Origin of the sequence: Streptomyces sp. NPDC021020 (genome assembly GCF_044333285.1) — a bacterium.
In the GTDB taxonomy this organism is placed as follows: domain Bacteria; phylum Actinomycetota; class Actinomycetes; order Streptomycetales; family Streptomycetaceae; genus Actinacidiphila.
Genome location: NZ_JBIRQQ010000015.1, coordinates 136552 through 155040, shown reverse-complemented (window position 1 = coordinate 155040; position 18489 = coordinate 136552). Strand labels below are relative to the sequence as shown.

13 protein-coding genes are annotated in these 18489 nt (G+C 74.7%); all 13 read right to left on the bottom strand.

Annotated elements, in window-relative coordinates; translation table 11 throughout:
• Positions 1 to 60: 60 nt before the first annotated feature.
• The 13 genes from ACH4SL_RS34710 to ACH4SL_RS34650 all read right to left on the bottom strand — a co-directional run bounded on the left by ACH4SL_RS34710 (position 61) and on the right by ACH4SL_RS34650 (position 18431).
• Positions 61 to 573, bottom strand: coding sequence for a DUF4240 domain-containing protein (locus tag ACH4SL_RS34710; RefSeq protein WP_398453663.1), 513 nt, complete (start codon positions 571 to 573; stop codon positions 61 to 63).
• Positions 574 to 712: 139 nt separating this feature from the next.
• Positions 713 to 1825, bottom strand: coding sequence for a GNAT family N-acetyltransferase (locus ACH4SL_RS34705; RefSeq protein ID WP_398453584.1), 1113 nt, complete (start codon positions 1823 to 1825; stop codon positions 713 to 715).
• Positions 1826 to 2042: 217 nt separating this feature from the next.
• Complete coding sequence (aceE, locus tag ACH4SL_RS34700; RefSeq protein WP_398453581.1) at positions 2043 to 4742, bottom strand: pyruvate dehydrogenase (acetyl-transferring), homodimeric type; 2700 nt, start codon at positions 4740 to 4742, stop codon at positions 2043 to 2045.
• A gap of 242 nt (positions 4743 to 4984) precedes the next feature.
• Positions 4985 to 5623, bottom strand: coding sequence for a GntR family transcriptional regulator (locus ACH4SL_RS34695; protein WP_398453579.1), 639 nt, complete (start codon positions 5621 to 5623; stop codon positions 4985 to 4987).
• A gap of 148 nt (positions 5624 to 5771) precedes the next feature.
• Entirely contained in the window at positions 5772 to 7562 is a 1791-nt protein-coding gene (sucB, locus tag ACH4SL_RS34690; protein ID WP_398453576.1) for a 2-oxoglutarate dehydrogenase, E2 component, dihydrolipoamide succinyltransferase, read from the bottom strand.
• Between the two features lie 52 nt (positions 7563 to 7614).
• Complete coding sequence (gene lpdA / locus ACH4SL_RS34685; protein ID WP_398453573.1) at positions 7615 to 9003, bottom strand: dihydrolipoyl dehydrogenase; 1389 nt, start codon at positions 9001 to 9003, stop codon at positions 7615 to 7617.
• A 288-nt stretch (positions 9004 to 9291) separates the two neighbouring features.
• On the bottom strand, positions 9292 to 10800 hold the full coding sequence (locus tag ACH4SL_RS34680; protein WP_398453570.1) for a leucyl aminopeptidase: 1509 nt from the start codon (positions 10798 to 10800) through the stop codon (positions 9292 to 9294).
• 392 nt (positions 10801 to 11192) lie between these two features.
• On the bottom strand, positions 11193 to 11984 hold the full coding sequence (locus tag ACH4SL_RS34675) for an adenosylcobinamide-GDP ribazoletransferase (protein WP_398453567.1): 792 nt from the start codon (positions 11982 to 11984) through the stop codon (positions 11193 to 11195).
• Positions 11981 to 12655 carry a hypothetical protein gene (locus ACH4SL_RS34670; RefSeq protein ID WP_398453564.1) on the bottom strand — a complete coding sequence of 225 codons (675 nt, stop codon included), beginning with the start codon at positions 12653 to 12655 and terminating at the stop codon, positions 11981 to 11983. Before ACH4SL_RS34670 ends, ACH4SL_RS34675 begins: the two co-directional genes overlap by 4 nt.
• Positions 12656 to 12715: 60 nt before the next feature.
• Positions 12716 to 13810: a nicotinate-nucleotide--dimethylbenzimidazole phosphoribosyltransferase gene (gene cobT / locus ACH4SL_RS34665; RefSeq protein ID WP_398453561.1), complete on the bottom strand. Its 1095-nt coding sequence runs from the start codon at positions 13808 to 13810 to the stop codon at positions 12716 to 12718.
• A 277-nt stretch (positions 13811 to 14087) separates the two neighbouring features.
• A complete protein-coding gene (locus ACH4SL_RS34660; protein ID WP_398453558.1) occupies positions 14088 to 14555 on the bottom strand; it encodes an NUDIX hydrolase in 468 nt (155 codons plus the stop codon).
• Complete coding sequence (locus ACH4SL_RS34655) at positions 14552 to 15613, bottom strand: CHAD domain-containing protein (RefSeq protein WP_398453660.1); 1062 nt, start codon at positions 15611 to 15613, stop codon at positions 14552 to 14554. The genes ACH4SL_RS34660 and ACH4SL_RS34655 overlap by 4 nt, the downstream gene beginning before the upstream one ends.
• A 580-nt stretch (positions 15614 to 16193) precedes the next feature.
• The gene (locus tag ACH4SL_RS34650) at positions 16194 to 18431 is read right to left on the bottom strand and encodes an RNA degradosome polyphosphate kinase (RefSeq protein WP_398453555.1); all 2238 of its coding nucleotides are present in this window, start codon (positions 18429 to 18431) and stop codon (positions 16194 to 16196) included.
• Positions 18432 to 18489 lie beyond the last annotated feature (58 nt).

The following is an 18489-nucleotide window of genomic DNA, read 5'->3' as shown; positions in this document are numbered from 1 at the left end:
CCGCGCCCCTGCGGGGCGCCCCGCGCCGCAAGGCGGGACCGGCCCCGCGCAGCGGCAAGCTCAGGCGAACGCGTCCCACAGACGCGGCAGCTTCGCTGCCATCGCCGCGGAGTCGTCGAAGTCGAGGGCCTCGCCCTCGGGACTCTCCCGGGCCGGGAGGCCCAGCTCGGGGAGAGGGAGCGCGGTGAGGCGCTCGTACGCCTCGTCCGCCGCGTAGCCGACATCCTCCGCGTCGCCGTCCGTGTCGGGGTCGAAGCCGGGTGCCAGCTCGGCGAGGTCGTCCGGCTCGGCGAGGGCGCCCTCGAAGACGTGCCGGCCCTGGGCGATGAGCCAGCAGCGGAAGTAGTCGAAGGACTCCTCGTCCGCGCCGCCGAGCATGATGTCGGCGGCGGCCCACAGATCCCAGCGGAAGGCCCGCAGGAAGCGGGTCTCGAAATGCCGGGCGAAGTCGAGCACCGCCTCGGGGTCGAGCCGGGTGAGGCGCTCGACGAGCAGATCCGCATGCTCGTCCGGATCGCCGCCCGCCGCGTCGCGCGTGCTGTCGACGATCTCCCAGAACTCCGTCTCGTCCATCACGGGTCCAGCTTCCCGGTTGCCGCGGGCGCATGCACGCGATCTCCGTCGGCCGCGTCCGTGTCGTTACGCACACCGGTGCGCGGCCCGGCGCGCGGACGTGCCCCCGCGCCGGGCTGGGGCACCCGGGGCGCACCGCTCAGCGGCGCCGCAGCCGCAGCCGGTAGCGGACGGTGCGGCGCAGCGGGCGGAAGCCCAGCGTCGCGTTGACGGTCAGCAGGTGGCGGCTGTCGTCCGGGACGGCGGTGTGCAGCTCGGTCAGGCCGGGCTGCGCGGCGGCGAGCCGGCGCAGCAGCTCGGCCGTCATCCACAGGGCGAGGCCGTGGCCGCGGTGGTCGGGGACGACCGCGGTGTCGTACTGGCGGGCGCGCCGCGCGCCGTCGCCGGGGAGCAGCACGGTGGTGTAGCCGACGAGGTCGCCGGTGTCGTGCAGCGCGGCGACGGTGAGGAGCCGGTCGCCGCGGCGGGCGGCCAGCTCGGCGGTCTCGTGGACGCACGAAGGGTCCCAGCGGGTCGCGCCGGGGGCGAGCCCGGCCTCCGGGGGGAGCGGCGGGAGGGTGCGCAGGGCGGCGGTGAAGCCGTCGGCGAGCGTGTCGGGGGCCGCGCCCTCCCAGGCGGTGAGCCGGTAGCCGGGGTGGGGGACGTCGGGGAGCTTGGCGACGGGCGCGGGGACGTCGTCCAGCGGCAGCCGCTGCCAGGTGCGGCGCAGGACGGGGACGAAGCCGCGGGTGGCGAGGAAGCCCTCGCCGGACGTGCCGGACGTGACCTCGCCGACGAGGCTGCCGCACCCGGCGGCGGCCGCGGCCTCGGTGACGGTCGCGAGCAGCCGCGAGCCCGTGCCGAGCCGCCGGTGCGCCGGGTGCACGGTCATGCGGATCTCGCCGGTCACCCCGCCCTGCCCGCCGCCGCGGGAGCCGGAGCCGCCCGCACGGGAGCCGGAATCGCTTCCGCCCGCGCCGGAATCGCCCGAGCCGCCCGTACCACCGGCCGCCGTACCGCCAGGGGAGAGTTCGTCCTCGGCGGCCGGGAGGCGCAGGGACGCCGTGGCCACCGGGTCGGACGCCGCGCTGCGCAGCAGCCACAGCACCTGCCGGAGGCGGCTGCCCGTCGTGGTCAGCCGGGCCCGGACCGCGGCGTGCGAGGGCACCGGCTCGCCGGGCCGGTCGTGCGCGAACGCGGCCGACTGCACGCGGTACCACGCGTGCAGGTCCTCCGCCGTGGGAGCGGCCAGCGGGCCGGGGTTGGCAGGCATCCGGGGCAAGCTAGCGGGTACGTGTAAGCACCCGCAATCCCTTTCGGGCCAAGGTTGGTTTCCAATTCACCTAAACGGTGGGGCACTTGGGCCGCACGGGCGGCGAACGGCCGCCGCCGCCCGGCCAGTCGGCCCGGCCGGGCGGCGGCAACTCAGCACGTACGGGAGACGCGTACGAGCGGCGGGTACGGGGCGCGCGGCCCCGTACCCGAGGGCCTCAGAGGCCGTACCGCTCGGCCGCCTCCTTGACCTTCGACGGCTCGATCTCGCCGCGCCGCGCGAGCGCCGCGAGCGCCTGCACGGTCACCGACTGCGGGTCGACACCGAAGTGCCGGCGGGCGGCGTCGCGGGTGTCGGACAGGCCGAAGCCGTCCGTGCCGACCGACGTCCAGTCCTGCTCGACCCACGGCGCGATCTGGTCGGGCACCGCCCGCATCCAGTCGCTGACCGCGACGACCGGACCCGGCGCGCCCTCCAGCGCCCGCGTCACGTACGGGATGCGCTCCTCGCCGCGCAGCCGCGCCGCGTCGCACTCCAGGGCCTCGCGCCGCAGCTCGGTCCAGGACGGCGCGGACCACACGTCGGCGGCCACGCCCCAGTCCTCGGCGAGCAGCCGCTGCGCGTCGAGCGCCCAGTGGATCGCGGTGCCGGACGCGAGCAGCTGGAGCCGGGGGGCGTCGGCCGCGGCGCCCGCGGCCTCCTGGTAGCGGTAGAGGCCCTTGAGGATGCCCTCCTCGGCGCCCGCGGGCATCGCGGGCTGCACCTTCGGCTCGTTGTAGACCGTCAGGTAGTAGAAGACGTCCTCGGCGTCGGGCCCGTACATCCGCCGCAGGCCCTCGCGGACGATCACCGCGACCTCGTACGCGAACGCCGGGTCGTAGGAGAGCGCCGCCGGGTTGGTCGAGGCGAGCAGGTGCGAGTGGCCGTCGGCGTGCTGGAGGCCCTCGCCGGTCATCGTGGTGCGGCCCGCGGTCGCGCCGATCACGAAGCCGCGGCCCAGCTGGTCGGCGAGCGCCCAGAACTGGTCGGCGGTGCGCTGGAACCCGAACATCGAGTAGAAGATGTAGAACGGGATCATCGGCTCGCCGTGCGTGGCGTACGACGTGGCCGCCGCGGTGAAGTCGGCGAGCGAACCGGCCTCGGTGATCCCCTCGTTGAGGATCTGGCCGTCCTTCGCCTCCTTGTAGTACAGCAGCTGGTCGCGGTCGACCGGGTCGTACGTCTGGCCCTTGGGCGAGTACAGGCCCGCGGACGGGAAGAGCGACTCCATGCCGAAGGTGCGCGCCTCGTCCGGGACGACCGGCACCCAGCGGCGGCCGGTCTCCTTCTCCCGCATCAGGTCCTTGACCAGCCGGACGAACGCCATCGTGGTGGCGATCTCCTGCGTGCCCGAGCCCTGCTCCAGCGCCTTGTACGCCTTGTTGTCGGCGGCCGGCAGCGGCAGCGGCCTCGCGGTGACCCGCCGGGCCGGGGCCGGACCGCCGAGCGCGGCGCGCCGCTCGCGCAGGTAGCGCATCTCGGCGGAGTCCTCGCCCGGGTGCCAGTACGGGACGGTGTCCCCGGCCAGCGCGCTGTCCGGGATCGGCAGCTCCAGCAGGTCGCGCATCGTGCGGAACTGCGTGAGCGTGAGCTTCTTCATCTGGTGGTTCGCGTTGCGCGACTCGAAGCCCGCGCCCAGGGTGTGGCCCTTGACGGTCTGGGCCAGGATCACCGTCGGAGCGCCCTTGTGCTCGACGGCGGCGCGGTAGGCCGCGTAGACCTTGCGCGGCTCGTGCCCGGCGCGCGAGGTCTGGAACAGCTCCAGCAGCTTGGCGTCGGCCAGCGTCCCGCCGAGCGCCCGCAGCGCCGGGTCGGCGCCGAAGAAGTGCTCGCGGATGTAGGCCGCGTCGCGCGTGGCGTACGTCTGGAACTGCGCGTCCGGGACCTCGCGCAGCCGCCGCAGCAGCGCGCCCTCGGTGTCCTGGGCGATGACGGAGTCCCACGCCGAGCCCCACAGGGCCTTCACGACGTTCCAGCCGGCGGCGCGGAACTGCGCCTCCAGCTCCTGCACGATCTTGAAGTTGGGGCGGACCGGTCCGTCGAGGCGCTGCAGGTTGCAGTTGACGACGAAGGTCAGGTTGTCCAGGCCCTCGCGCCCGGCGAGCGCCAGGGCGGCGGTCGACTCGGGCTCGTCCATCTCGCCGTCGCCGAGGAAGGCCCACACGTGCGAGTCGGAGGTGTCCTTGATGCCGCGGTGCTCCAGGTAGCGGTTGAAGCGCGCCTGGTAGATCGCGGACAGCGGGCCGAGGCCCATCGAGACGGTGGGGAATTCCCACAGCCACGGCAGCCGCCGCGGGTGCGGGTACGAGGGCAGGCCGTCGCCGCCGGCCTCCTGCCGGAAGCGGTCGAGCTGCGCCTCGGAGATCCGGCCGTCGAGGAAGGCCCGGGCGTAGATGCCGGGGGAGGCGTGGCCCTGGATGTAGAGCTGGTCGCCGGAGCCCGCGCCCTCCTTCCCGCGGAAGAAGTGCTGGAAGCCCGTCTCGTACAGCCACGCCGCCGACGCGAAGGTGGCGATGTGGCCGCCGAGGCCGAGCTTGCTGCCGCGGGTGACCATGGCCGCGGCGTTCCACCTGTTCCAGGCGGTGATCCGGGACTCCAGCGCCTCGTCGCCCGGGTAGGCGGGCTCGGCGGCGGTGGGGATGGTGTTGACGTACTCCGTCTCCAGGAGGGCGGGCAGCACGGGGCCGCCCCCGGGGCCGGAGGTGTCGCCGGCCGAGGCGTGGTCGAGAACGCGCCGCATCAGGTACGCGGCCCGGTGCGGGCCGGCGGCCTGGGTGACCGCGTCGTACGACGCGAGCCATTCCGCGGTCTCTTCCGGGTCCCGATCCGGGATCTGATCGAGCTGACCTGGCCGGGTACGGCCAACGGCGTCAGGCATGGGGTGCCGCCTTCCGGACGGAGGGAGGTGATGAGGAGCGATGGATTCGTCGGCAGACAGGGCTCGCCCTCTGAAAACGACGATACCTCTGCGATCGATGATCGATCAATCCTGCTCAGGGGGTGAATCCAAAGTCGGCACGGGGTGCCAGCCTTCGAGGCACGCCGTGCCGTGCTGGCTGCGCCTTCGAATCCCGCGCGACCCTCCGTGCGCTCCGGAGGATTATGCGGCCGACAGCATGCCTATACCTGCGGAGCGCAGCTCAGCACATGCGACTTGATGAGCGCGCAGATCTCCGGGTCGCGCCGGGTGAAGGCGTCCACGATCTCCTGGTGCTCGGCGGCGTACGCCCGCGGCGCGGGGCTCAGCCAGCGGATCGACAGCGTCGTCCACACCTCGATGCCCAGCGCCTCCCAGGCGTGCAGCAGCACCTTGTTGTGCGTCGCCCGGACGATCTCGTGGTGGAAGGCCACCGTGTGCCGGGCCTGCGCCTCGCCGTCCAGCGCCGCGTCCGCCACCCGCAGCGCCTCGACCTCCCGCTCCAGCGCCGACGGGTCGTCCGCCAGCCGCGGCGCCGCGAGCTCCGCCGCGACCTGCTCCAGCCCCGCGCGCACCGGGTAGCTCTCCCGCAGCTCGGCCGCGGTGAGCCGGCGCACCCGCACGCCCTTGTTCGGCGCGGACTCGATGAGCCGCAGCGTCTCCAGCTCGCGCAGCGCCTCCCGTACCGGCGTCTGGCTGACCTCCAGCTCGGTCGCGATCCGGCGCTCCACGATGCGCTCGCCCGGCTTCCAGCGGCCGCTGACGATCCCCTCCAGGATGTGCTCGCGGATCTGGTCGCGGAGGCTGTGCACGACCAGGTGGGGGACTGCGGCATGGGTCATGGGGCGCGCTCCTTCACGGGTGGCGTGCTGTAGACGATACGACGCGGAAGCAACCCTGCCTCCCACCGGACCGCATGTCAGACGGCCGCGCCCCCCCCCCGGGAACCGGGACGGGGGCGCGGCCGGCCGGCCGAGAGCCTCGCGGGGCCTACAGGCCCAGCTCGACCTCGAACTCGCCGGCCTCCAGGATCTCCTTGACCGCCGTCAGGTAGCGGGCCGCGTCGGCACCGTCCACCAGGCGGTGGTCGTAGGACAGCGACAGGTACGTCATGTCGCGGACGCCGATCGTCGTGCCGTCCACCGTCTCCAGGACCACCGGGCGCTTGACGGTCGCGCCGATGCCCAGGATGGCGGCCTGGTTCGGCGGCACGATCACGGTGTCGAAGAGCGCACCGCGCGAACCGGTGTTGCTGATCGTGAAGGTCGCGCCCGCCAGGTCGTCCGGGGTGATCTTGCTCGCCCGGACGTTGGCCGCCAGCTCCGCGGTCTTCTTGGCGATACCCGCGATGTTGAGGTCGCCCGCACCCTTGATGACCGGGGTCATCAGGCCCTTCTCGGAGTCCACGGCGATGCCGATGTTCTCGCTGTCGAAGTAGGTGATCGTGCCCTCGTCCTCGTTGATCCGGGCGTTGACCACCGGGTGCGCCTTGAGCGCCTGCGCGGCGGCCTTGACGTAGAACGGCATCGGCGAGAGCTTGACGCCCTCGCGCGCCGCGAACGCCTCCTTGGCCTGGCCGCGCAGCCGCATCAGCCGCGTGACGTCGACCTCGACGACGCTGGTGAGCTGCGCCTGCGAGTGCAGGGCCTTCATCATGTTGTCGCCGATGACCTTGCGCATCCGGGTCATCTTGACCGTCTGGCCGCGCAGCGGCGAGACCGCCTGGGCGGCCTTCGGCGCGGCGGCCGCGGGCGCGGCCGGGGCGGCAGCGGCGCTCGCGGCGGCCTTGGCGGCCTCCGCGGCGGCGATGACGTCCTGCTTGCGGATCCGGCCGCCGACGCCCGTGCCGCGCACCGAGCCCAGGCTCACGCCGTTCTCGGCGGCGAGCTTGCGCACCAGCGGGGTCACGTACGCGCCCTCGTCGACCGGGGCGGTGGCCGCGGGAGCGGCGGGAGCGGCCTGCGGCTGGGCGGGAGCCGGCGCGGGGGCCGGAGCAGCCGGAGCCGGAGCCGCCGGAGCGGGCGCGGGCGCGGCCGCAGCGGGGGCGGGCGCCGGAGCTGCCGGAGCCGGAGCCGGGGCGGCCGGCGCGGGGGCCGGGGCAGCCGGGGCCGGGGCGGGCGCGGCGGGAGCCGGAGCGGCGGCGGGCGCGGCACCGGCCTCGCCGACCACCGCGAGCCGGGCGCCGACCTCGGCCGTCTCGTCCTCCTGGACCAGGATCTCCAGCACCGTGCCGGACACCGGCGACGGGATCTCGGTGTCGACCTTGTCCGTCGACACCTCCAGCAGCGGCTCGTCGGCCTCGACCGTCTCGCCGACGGCCTTCAGCCAGCGGGTGACGGTGCCCTCGGTGACCGACTCGCCCAGCGCGGGCAGCACCACGTCGGTGCCGGACGCGCCGGAGCCGCCCTCGGCGGCCTGCGCCGTGGGGGCCGGAGCCGGGGCGGCGGCCTCGGTCGACGGCGTGGCGGACGCGGGCTGGGCGGGCTGCTCGGGGGCCGGGGCGGGCTCGGCGGCCGGGGCGGGAGCGGCGGCGGGCGCGCCGCTGCCGTCGTCGATCACTGCCAGCTCGGCGCCGACCTCGACCGTCTCGTCCTCGGCGACCTTGATGGACGCCAGGACGCCGGACGCGGGCGACGGGATCTCGGTGTCGACCTTGTCGGTCGACACCTCCAGCAGCGGCTCGTCGGCCTCGACGCGCTCACCTTCGGCCTTGAGCCAGCGGGTGACGGTGCCCTCGGTCACGCTCTCGCCGAGCGCCGGCAGGGTTACGGAAACCGCCATGGTTGCGGTTACTCCTCTGCAATCTGTGCGGATGGGTGGCGTGGTGTGAGGGTCAGTCGTGCGAGTGCAGCGGCTTGCCCGCGAGAGCCAGGTGGGCCTCGCCCATGGCCTCGTTCTGCGTCGGGTGCGCGTGGATGAGCTGCGCGACCTCGGCGGGCAGCGCCTCCCAGTTGTAGATGAGCTGGGCCTCGCCGACCTGCTCGCCCATCCGGTCGCCCACCATGTGGACGCCCACGACGGCACCGTCGCGGACCTGGACGAGCTTGATCTCGCCCGAGGTCTTGAGGATCTTGCTCTTGCCGTTGCCCGCCAGGTTGTACTTGAGCGACACGACCTTGTCCGCGCCGTAGATCTCCTTGGCCTTGGCCTCGGTGATGCCGACGGAGGCGACCTCGGGGTGGCAGTACGTCACGCGCGGCACACCGTCGTAGTCGATCGGCACGGCCTTCAGGCCCGCCAGCCGCTCGGCCACCAGGATGCCCTCGGCGAAGCCGACGTGCGCGAGCTGGAGCGTGGGCACCAGGTCGCCGACCGCCGAGATCGTCGGCACGTTCGTCCGCATGTACTCGTCGACCAGGACGTAGCCGCGGTCCATCGCGACGCCCTGCTCCTCGTAGCCCAGGTTCTGCGAGACCGGGCCGCGGCCGATGGCCACCAGCAGGACCTCGGCCTCGAAGGTCTTGCCGTCGGCCAGCGTCACCTTCACGCCGTCCGCGGTGTACTCGGCGCTCTGGAAGAAGGTGCCGAGGTTGAACTTGATGCCGCGCTTGCGGAAGGCCCGCTCCAGCAGCTTCGAGCTGTTCTCGTCCTCGACCGGGACCAGGTGCGGCAGGCCCTCGACGATCGTCACGTCGGTGCCGAAGGACTTCCACGCCGAGGCGAACTCGACGCCGATCACGCCGCCGCCCAGCACGATCGCCGACTTCGGCACGCGGTCCAGGGTCAGCGCGTGGTCGGACGAGATGATCCGGTTGCCGTCGATCGTCAGCCCCGGCAGCGAACGCGGTACGGAACCGGTCGCCAGCACCACGTGCCGGCCCTGGATCCGCTGCCCGTTCACATCCACCGAGGTCGGCGACGACAGCCGGCCCTCGCCCTCGATGTAGGTCACCTTGCGCGAGGCGACCAGGCCCTGCAGGCCCTTGTACAGGCCCGAGATCACGTCGTCCTTGTACTTGTGGACGGCCGCGATGTCGATGCCCTCGAAGGTGGCCTTCACACCGAACTGCTCGCTCTCGCGAGCCTGGTCCGCGATCTCACCGGCGTGCAGCAGCGCCTTGGTGGGAATGCAGCCGTTGTGCAGACAGGTGCCCCCGAGCTTGTTCTTCTCGATCAGGGCGACGTCCAGTCCCAGCTGCGCAGCACGCAGAGCGGCCGCATAGCCCCCGCTGCCGCCGCCGAGGATCACTAGGTCGTAAACAGTGCTGGCGTCGTTCGCCACGTCACGTCCTCCATGCATGGGTTCGCCGGAGCCGGTCCACCATGACCGGACGGCGGCTTTGGTTCGGCCGCTTTGTCTCAAAGGGGGGCCCTGTCGTGCCGAGACAACATCTTCGCACTTCTCGCGCCCTCGCGGGGCACCGGCCCTGCCCGACGGAACACGCGGTACGGCCCCCGGCATGCCGCCGGGGGCCGTACGCGTGACACATCTCACCTGCTGCCCGCTTTTGTCAGAACCCGCTCCCGCGGCGCCCTGCGCGGGCGGTACGGGGGAGGTGACGGGGCGCGCTCAGAGCAGTTCGCCGTCCGCGGTCCGCCGGGCCAGCGCGACCAGCGTCCGTACGGCCGAACCGGTGCCGCCCTTCGGGGTGTAGCCGGACGGCCCGCCCTCGTTGAAGGCCGGGCCCGCGATGTCCAGGTGCGCCCAGGTGATGCCCTCGCCGACGAACTCGCGCAGGAACAGCCCCGCGACCAGCCCGCCGCCCATCCGGACGCCCATGTTGGCGATGTCCGCGGTCGGGGAGTCGAAGGTCTTGCGCAGCGCCTGCGGCAGCGGCATCGGCCAGGAGTCCTCGCCCTCGGCGAGCGCGGCGGTGTGCACGGCGGTACGGAAGGCGTCGTCGTTCGCCATGATCCCGAAGCGGCCGTCGCCCAGCGCCAGCACCATCGCGCCGGTCAGCGTCGCGACGTCCACGATCGCGTCCGGCGACTCCTCCGACGCCCGCACCAGCGCGTCCGCCAGCACCAGGCGGCCCTCGGCGTCGGTGTTCAGCACCTCGACCGTCTTGCCGCCGTACATCCGCAGCACGTCACCGGGGCGGGTCGCGCCGCCGCCCGGCATGTTCTCGGCCAGCGCCAGCCAGCCGGTCACATTGACCGCCAGGCCCAGCTTCGCGCTCGCCACGACCGCGGCGAAGACCGCGGCCGCGCCGCTCATGTCGCACTTCATCGTCTCGTTGTGGCCCGGCGGCTTCAGCGAGATGCCGCCCGAGTCGTACGTGATGCCCTTGCCGACGAAGGCCAGCGACCGCTTCGCCTTGGGGTGCGTGTACGCCACCCGCACCAGCCGCGGCGGCGTCGCCGAGCCCTGGCCGACGCCCATGATGCCGCCGTAGCCGCCCTTGAGCAGCGCCTTCTCGTCCAGCACCTCGACCTTGAGGCCGAACTCCTTGGCCGCGGCCTGCACCTCGGCGGCGAACGCCTTCGGGGTCAGGTCGTTCGGCGGGGTGTTCACCAGGTCGCGCGCCCGGTTCATCTCCGCGGCCACCGCGACGGCGCGCTCCACCGCGGCCTTGAACGCCTTGTCGCGCGGCTTGCCGCCCACCACGGCGACCTCGCCCAGCGGGGCCTTGCCGGCGTCCGCCTGGTAGGCGGTGAACCGGTACGCGCCGAGCAGCGCGCCGATCCCCACCGCCTCCACCAGCGCCGGCTCGTCCGCCGGCAGCGCGTACGCGGCCTTCTTCGCCCCGGCCAGCGCCCGCGCGGCCGTACCGGCGGCCTTGCGCAGCGCCTCGGGGTCGAAGCCCTCGCCTGCGGCGGGCGGCTCGCCCAGCCCCACCGCCACCACGACCGGAGCCTTCACGCCGTCCGGCGCGGGGAGCTTCGTGAGCTCGCCCTCCGCGCCGGTCGCGCCGAGCGTCTCCAGGGTCGCGCCGAGCTTGCCGCCGAAGGCGGCGTTCACCGACTCCGCGCCCGGCGCGAGCACGGGGCCGCCCTTGGCGGCCTTGCTCACCCCCACGACGACGGCGTCCGCGCGCAACGCTGCGGCGGCGGAGGTACTGAGTGTCAGAGCTGTCACGGTCGGTTGGGTCCTATTCGGTCGAGGTCCGCATCGATGGCCGGTGGGTGGCCCGGCCGGGCCGTCTCCGCATCGTAATCCGCCGCACCATCGGGGCATTTCGCGGGCGACCTGCCGAGCGTACGCCGCTCCGCGGCGGGTTACGGTTCCGCTCCGTGGTGCGGTGACCGTTTTTCCGCCGCCCGGCGGCGAAGGGGCTCGCGGCTGCGCCGCGGGGTGCCCCGCAGGGGCGCGGGGAACTGCGCGACCAGCCCACCACCGTGGTGCACGTCGTCACCGGCCCGGAGGGGCAGTTCGGTCCGTACCGGACCACCGGCCGGTGGTGGGTTGCTCGCGCAGTTCCCCGCGCCCCTGGTGGTTGCCCGGCGCCGCAGCCGTCCCCCCGCGGGGGCTCAGCGCAGGGCGAGGGGGAGCAGGGCCACCGTCGTCGCGGATTCGGCGAGGGCGCCGAAGACATCGCCGGTCACGCCGCCGAAGCGGCGCACGCAGTGGCGGAGGAGGGCCTCGGCCGTGAGGAGGGCCAGGGCGACGGAGACGGCCGCGCGCAGGGGGGTGAGGCCCCCGAAGGGGGCGTACGCGGCGGCGGCGAGGGCCGCGCAGGCCGCGGGGACGGCCAGGGCCGCGGGTACGGGCACCGTACCCGCGACCGCCGCGCCGAGGCCGTCCGGGCGGGCCGGCGGGACGCCCGCGCGGCACGCGAGGGTCAGCGCCACCCGCGCGGTGACCGCCGCGGTCACCGCGGCCCCGCACCCGTAACGCCACCCGTGCCCGTAGCACTGCGCGACCGCCGCGACCTGGGCGAGCAGCACGAGGACGAGTACGACGACGCCGAAGGGCCCCACGTCGGACTGCTTCATGATCCGCAGGGCGTCCTCCGCCGGTTTGCCGGAGCCGAGCCCGTCCGCGGTGTCCGCGAGCCCGTCGAGGTGCAGCCCCCGGGTGAGGACGGCGGGGACGGCCACCGCGCCCACCGCCGCGAGCAGCGGCCCCGCGCCGAGGGCCCGCAGCAGGCCGCCGCAGCCCGCGGCCGCGAGCCCCACGACGGCGCCCGCGAGCGGCGCGGCCAGCATGCCGCCGCGGGCCGCGCGCCCGTCCCACCGGCGCACCCGCACGGGCAGCACGGTGAGGGTGCCGAAGGCGAAGCGCAGGGCGTCCGCCGTGGTGGGCCGGGAGTCGTCGTTCACCGCGCGAGGCTATCCGCCCCGCCTCCCCGCCCCATCGCCCGGGCCGCGGCGAGCAGCAGGATCAGGGCGACGCCGGCCAGGTGCTCGTACCCGGCGAGATTCGGGATCGACACGGCCTCCAGCACCATCGCGGCGACGATCGCGCCCGCCGTCCACCACGCGCGGTGGCGCAGCGCGACGTACACCCCGAGCCCGACGACCGCCGCGGACGGCCCGGTGTCGCGCACCAGCAGGTCCGCGTGCGGCAGCGCGAGCGGCCAGCGCGGGCCCGCCCACAGGCAGTAGCGGGCGAGGCCGGTGCCGGCGAGCGTGGCCAGCAGCGCGACCGCGAGCGTACGGCGCGGGCCGATCGTCGCCTCGGCGATGCCGAAGACCACGACGACCTGGAGCACCAGGCCCCACACCGGCAGCTCCGGGTCGGGCAGGAAGAGCGACAGCGGTGTCCGCAGCAGCGCCACCCACCACGGCAGGCTCGCGTAGACCCCGCCGAGGCGTTCCACCCAGCCGGTCGTGGCGTGCCGGTGCTGGAGGATCTGGAGGGCGAGGATGCCGGCGCACGCGGCGAGCGTGACCGGGACCCCGCGCAGACCGCCCGCGCGGACCCGCCCCCACACGTCGGGGAAGAGCCGCCGCGCCTCCGCGACGGGCCCGCGGTGCCGCGTGGTCCCCATGACGGGGAAGCATAGATCGTAATGTCCTATTTACGGCATTATGACTGGGGTGCGGCGCGCCTACGCCGTGACGTCCTCTTCCGCCGGCTCCTGCTCCGGCTCCTCGGGGGCTTCTTCCCGGGGAAGCTCGGCGGAGAGCGCCGCCGCGGACTGCACGAGGGGGAGGGCCAGCAGGGAGCCGACGCCGCCGCCCAGGTGGAGGCCGTGGTCGAACAGCGGGTCCAGGGAGACCCGGTCGAGCGCCTTCGCCTGGCCCGGCTCGCCGGTCGCGTGCGCGGCCAGCCACCAGTCGGGGGCGCGGAAGGCGACCCGCTGGCCCACCAGCGCGCAGGCCGCGCTCACGACGCCGTCCAGGACGACGGGCATCTTGCGGACCGCCGCCTGGAGCAGGAAGCCCGTCATCGCGGCGTAGTCGGCGCCGCCGACCGCGGCCAGCAGCGCGATCTGGTCGCCCAGCACGGGGCGCGCCCGGCGCAGGGCGTCGCGGATCGCGGCGCACTTGCGCATCCACCCGAGGTCGTCGATACCGGAGCCGCTGCCGGTCACCACGGAGGCGTCCGTGCCGCACAGCGCGGCGATCAGCACGCCGGCCGCCGTCGTACCGCCCACGCTCAGGTCGCCGAGCAGGACGAGGTCGGTGCCGGCGTCGGCGTGCCGGTCGGCGATGGCCATCCCGTGCCGGAAGGCCTCCTCGGCCTCCTCGCGGGTGAGGGCGTCCTCGACGTCGATACGGCCGGAGCCGCGCCGTACCCGATACGCCGTCACCTCGGCGGGCAGCTCCGCGGGATCGCAGTCCAGCGCCATGTCGACGACCTCGACCGGCACACCGCCCAACTGCCGGGCGATCACGCTCACCGGCGCCGTGCCGTCGAGCACCTCCCGCACCAGCGCGCTCGCCGTACCCGCGGGCCGCGCGGACACATCGAGCGCGGCGACGCCGTGGTCCGCGGCGAAGAGCAGCACGCGGGGCGAGGTGATCGGCCGTGCGGGGACCACTCCCTGCACGGCGGCCAGCCAGTCCGCGATCTCCGCGGCCTTCCCGAGCGCGGTCGCGGGCCGCACGAGCGAGCTCCAGCGCTCCTGGGAGTCGCGCCGGGCCCGGGCGTCGGGTCGCTCCACGAGGGAGCCGAAGTCGTCGAGTTCAATGCCACTCACCCGCCGAACGTTACCGCCCCCGTCCGGCGGGATGCTTTTCCCCCTGCGCGGGGAGCCCGTTCCCTCTGCGCGGGGAGCGCCCGTTCCCGCTGCGCGGGGCCTTGAGCTCGCCCCTGCGCCCTCAGGGCACGGCTGCGGCGCCGGGGGACCACCAGGGGCGCGGGGAACTGCGCGCTCAGCCCCCACCGGCCGGTGGTCCGGTACGAACCGAACTGCCCCTTCGGGCCGGTGACGACGTGACGGCACGTCGTGGCCGGTCGCGCAGTTCCCCGCGCCCCTAAAAACGCTCACCCGGCGGGGGAAGGTCACCTCTCGGGGAGGCCAGCGCCAGCAGGAGCGCATCGATGAGGGGCCGGTCGCGGTCGTGGGTGAGGCGGTGGCGGGCGGCCCGCGGGGGGAGCCAGACCATCGCGTCGACCTCCGCGTTGGGGGCGAAGCCCCCCGCGTCGGTCCGAGCCCTCGCCCCCCAGTAGCGGACCTCCTTGGGGCGGCCCGCCACGAGGTAGTGGCGGGAGGGCAGCGCGGCGCCGAGCTCGCAGTCGAGGCCGGTCTCCTCGCGGGTCTCGCGCAGCGCCGCCGCCGCGAAGCCCTCACCGCGCTTGAGCTTGCCCTTGGGCAGGCTCCAGTCGTCGTAGCGGGGGCGGTGGATGAGCGCGATCTCGATGCCGCCCGGCGCGGCGCGCCACAGGACGGTGCCCGCCGCGCGTACGGCGGTGCCGTCCTGGCCGGGAGGGGGCGCGGTCATTCCCGGCGCGCCCCCGGGAGGGAGGGCTGCCACAGCCGGGAGAAGGCGAAGCGCGCGGCCTCGACCTCGTGCCGCTGGTCGGCGTGCAGGACGCCGAGCGCGTACGCGGTCGCCGGCGCTATGCGCGGGGTGCGGGCCGCGGCGGCTACGGCCCCGGCGGATTCCGCGGCCTCGCGGTGGCGCTCCAGCAGCCGGGCGGCGTCGGCGAGCCGCTGCCGGTCGGGGCCGTCGCCCTCGGGGCGCGTCACCTCGGCGGCGTAGCGGCTGAGCCGCAGCAGTACGCGGACCTGGTGCCAGGGCGCGTCCTGGAGGTCCGCGGTCAGCTCGGCGCCGAGCGAGGCCTGGACGGCGTCGGCGTTGTACGGGTGGGCCGCGCGGTGCAGCGGCAGCGCGGCGACGGCGTCGGTGAGCCGCGCGTACGCCTGCCCGGCGAGTTGCGGCAGCACGTTCGCGGCGGGCGCGGCGGCCGCGGGCGAGAGCGGCACCTCGGAGACGAGCACGGCGATGGCGTCGGCCAGCGCGTGGAAACGCGAGGAGCCCATGGCCTGCAAGGACGCCGAGTGGGCGCGGGTGCGGGCCAGGGTGAGCTGGCGCTCCAGCAGCGCGCCGGCGCGGGCGGCGCCGAGCGCGAGCGGCCCGCCGCCGGAAGGGGGCGGCGTCGGCGCGCCGGTCTTGCCGGTTCTGGCGGCGCCGGAGCCCCCCGCGAGCACCGGCTCCTGCCCCTCGGGCGCGGCGACCGACAGCCGCCGCAGCGCGTCGAGCAGCCGGGCCAGCCGCCCGGCGTGCTGCGGCTCGCGGCCCAGCGTGCTGGACAGCCAGGCCAGCTCGGCGCGCAGCGGCTCGGCCCACGCCGGGTCGGTGAGCACCCCGAAGGTGTGCAGCGCCCCGCCGATCCGCCGGGCGCTGCCGCGCAGCAGGGCGTCGGCCTCCGCCTCGTTCTCGCCGCGCAGGCTGAGCCCGCGCAGGAAGCCCGCGGCACGTTCGTGCAGGTAGCGGGTCAGCACCTCGCCGGCGGTCCCTCCGGCCTGCGGCATGACGTCGTACGGTTCGGCGCTCATGATGGTGCTGGTCCCCGTGTCCCCGTTGTCTGCCGGTGCCCTGCCGCCACGGGCGGACAGCAGGCGCGGTTGCCTGATCCTGCTCGGTACTCCCGCCGCCCCGTCCGGCGGCGGCCGCGTCGCCGCCCCACCCGGGGCATACGTCCCCGCGCCGCCGGAGGCGTGCGCGTCCCCCGCCGCACCACCCGCGCGGCCGGGGGCCCCGGGACCCGGTGACCCGGCGCCGCGCGCGGGCGTGCCGCCGTCGCGGCCGGGAGCCGCGCTGTTCGCGGCCCGCGGGGCCTGCCCCGCGGTGGGGTTGTCGCCGTGGTCCGGTGCCGCGGCGGCGCCGGCGCCGCGCGCGGGCGTGCCGCCGTCGCGGTCGGGAGCCGTGCTGTTCGCGGCCCGCGGGGCCGGCCCCGCGGTGGGGTTGTCGCCGTGGTCCGGTGCCGCGGCGGCCGCGCTGCCGGAGGCGTGCGGTCCCGGCGCGCCGGCGGCGCTCGCCGTGGCGGGAGTGCCGCCGTGGTGCGGCGTCGCACCACCCGCGCCGCCGCCCGCGGCGGGCGGCGTGCCGCCGGGGTCCGGGTCCGGGGGGACGGGGTCAGGTTGCTGCTGACGGGCCACGCCGGCGCCTCCGGGCGTCGATGAGCATCTCCTGGACGTTGCGCAGCGGGCGCCCGTCGGCGTCGGTGCTGTGGCGGGTCCAGTTCCCGTCGGCGGCCAGGTGCCAGGACGACGTGGTGTCGGACATCCCGGTTTCCAGCAGCCGGTTCAGGGTGGCGCGGTGGGCCGGGTCGGCGACCCGGACGAGCGCCTCGATGCGGCGGTCGAGGTTGCGGTGCATCATGTCGGCGCTGCCGAGCCACACCTCGGGCTCGCCGCCGTTGCCGAAGGCGAAGACCCGGGAGTGCTCCAGGAAGCGCCCGAGCACGCTGCGTACCCGGATGTTCTCCGAGAGCCCGGGCACCCCCGGGCGTACCGCGCAGATGCCGCGGACCCAGATGTCCACCGGGACACCGGCCTGCGAGGCGCGGTAGAGCGCGTCGATCACGGCCTCGTCCACGATCGAGTTGACCTTGATCCGGACGAAGGCCGGATGGCCGGCCTTGTGGTGCTCGACCTCGGCCATGATGCGGGTGACCAGGCCGTCGCGCAGGCTGCGCGGCGCGACCAGCAGCCGGTTGTACGTGGCCCGGCGCGAGTAGCCGGACAGCCGGTTGAACAGGTGCGAGAGGTCCGCCCCGACCTGCGGGTCCGCGGTCAGCAGGCCCAGGTCCTCGTAGAGCCGGGCCGTCTTGGGGTGGTAGTTGCCGGTACCGACGTGGCTGTAGCGGCGCAGCGTGTCGCCCTCCTGCCGGACGACCAGCGAGAGCTTGCAGTGCGTCTTGAGGCCCACCAGGCCGTACACCACATGGCAGCCCGCCTCCTCCAGCTTCCTGGCCCACTTGATGTTGGCCTGCTCGTCGAAGCGGGCCTTGATCTCGACCAGCACCAGCACCTGCTTGCCCGCCTCGGCCGCGTCGATCAGCGCGTCGACGATCGGCGAGTCGCCGGAGGTGCGGTAGAGGGTCTGCTTGATGGCCAGGACGTTCGGGTCGGCGGCCGCCTGGTCCAGGAAGGCCTGCACGGACGTCGAGAAGGAGTCGTACGGGTGGTGCAGCAGGATGTCGCGCTCGCGCATCGCCGCGAAGATGTCCGGCGCCGACGCCGACTCGACCTCCGCGAGGTCGCGGTGGGTGCCCGCGATGAACCGCTGGTACTTCAGCTCCGGCCGGTCCAGCCCGGCTATCGCGAACAGCCCCGTCAGGTCCAGCGGACCGGGCAGCGGGTAGACCTCGGTGTGCTTCATCTTCAGCTCGTGCACCAGCAGGTCCAGCACGCGCGGCGCGATCGACTCCTCGACCTCCAGCCGCACGGGCGGGCCGAAGCGGCGCCGCATGAGCTCCTTCTCCAGCGCCTGGAGCAGGTTCTCCGCGTCGTCCTCCTCGACCTCCAGGTCCTCGTTCCTGGTGACGCGGAACATGTGGTGGTCCAGCACGTCCATGCCCGGGAAGAGCTCCTGCAGATGCGCCGCGATCACGTCCTCCAGCGGTACGTACCGCTGCGGGCCCGCCTCCAGGAAGCGCGACAGGATCGGCGGCACCTTCACCCGCGCGAAGTGCTCGTGCCCGGACACCGGGTTGCGGACCACGACCGCGAGGTTCAGCGACAGGCCGGAGATGTACGGGAAGGGGTGCGCCGGGTCCACCGCCAGCGGGGTGAGCACCGGGAAGATCTGCTGCCGGAAGAGCGTCGCGAGCCGCGCCTGCTCCTTGTCGGTCAGCTCGCCCCAGCGGATGACGTGGATGCCCTCGTCCGCGAGCTGCGGGGCGACGTCGTTCTGGAAGCAGGCGGCGTGCCGGGCCATGAGCTCGCGGGAGCGGGTGAGGATCAGGTCCAGGACGTCCCGGGGCTGGAGGCCGGACGCGGAGCGTGTCGCCACGCCGGTCGCCATCCGGCGCTTCAGGCCCGCGACGCGGACCATGAAGAACTCGTCCAGGTTGCTCGCGAATATCGCCAGGAAGTTCGCCCGCTCCAGCAGCGGGGTGGCCGGGTCCTCGGCCAGCTCCAGCACGCGCTCGTTGAAGGCGAGCCAGCTGCGCTCGCGGTCCAGGAAGCGGCCCTCGGGGAGGGCCTCGCCGAAGTCGGCGTCCTCGGCGGCGGCGTCCGCTTCCGCGTCGGCCTCCAGGCTCGGGACGACCCGGGGGCGGAAGGCGCCGAAGCCGTCGGCGTCGGCGTCGTCCCCGTCCTGCCCCGGCTGGGGCTGGACGGGGACGCTGGGATGATTCGTCTGGGCCATGGTGTGCGAGCCCTCCTCCGGATCCGGCACGTGGTACGCGCGGCCGACACCCCCCGTC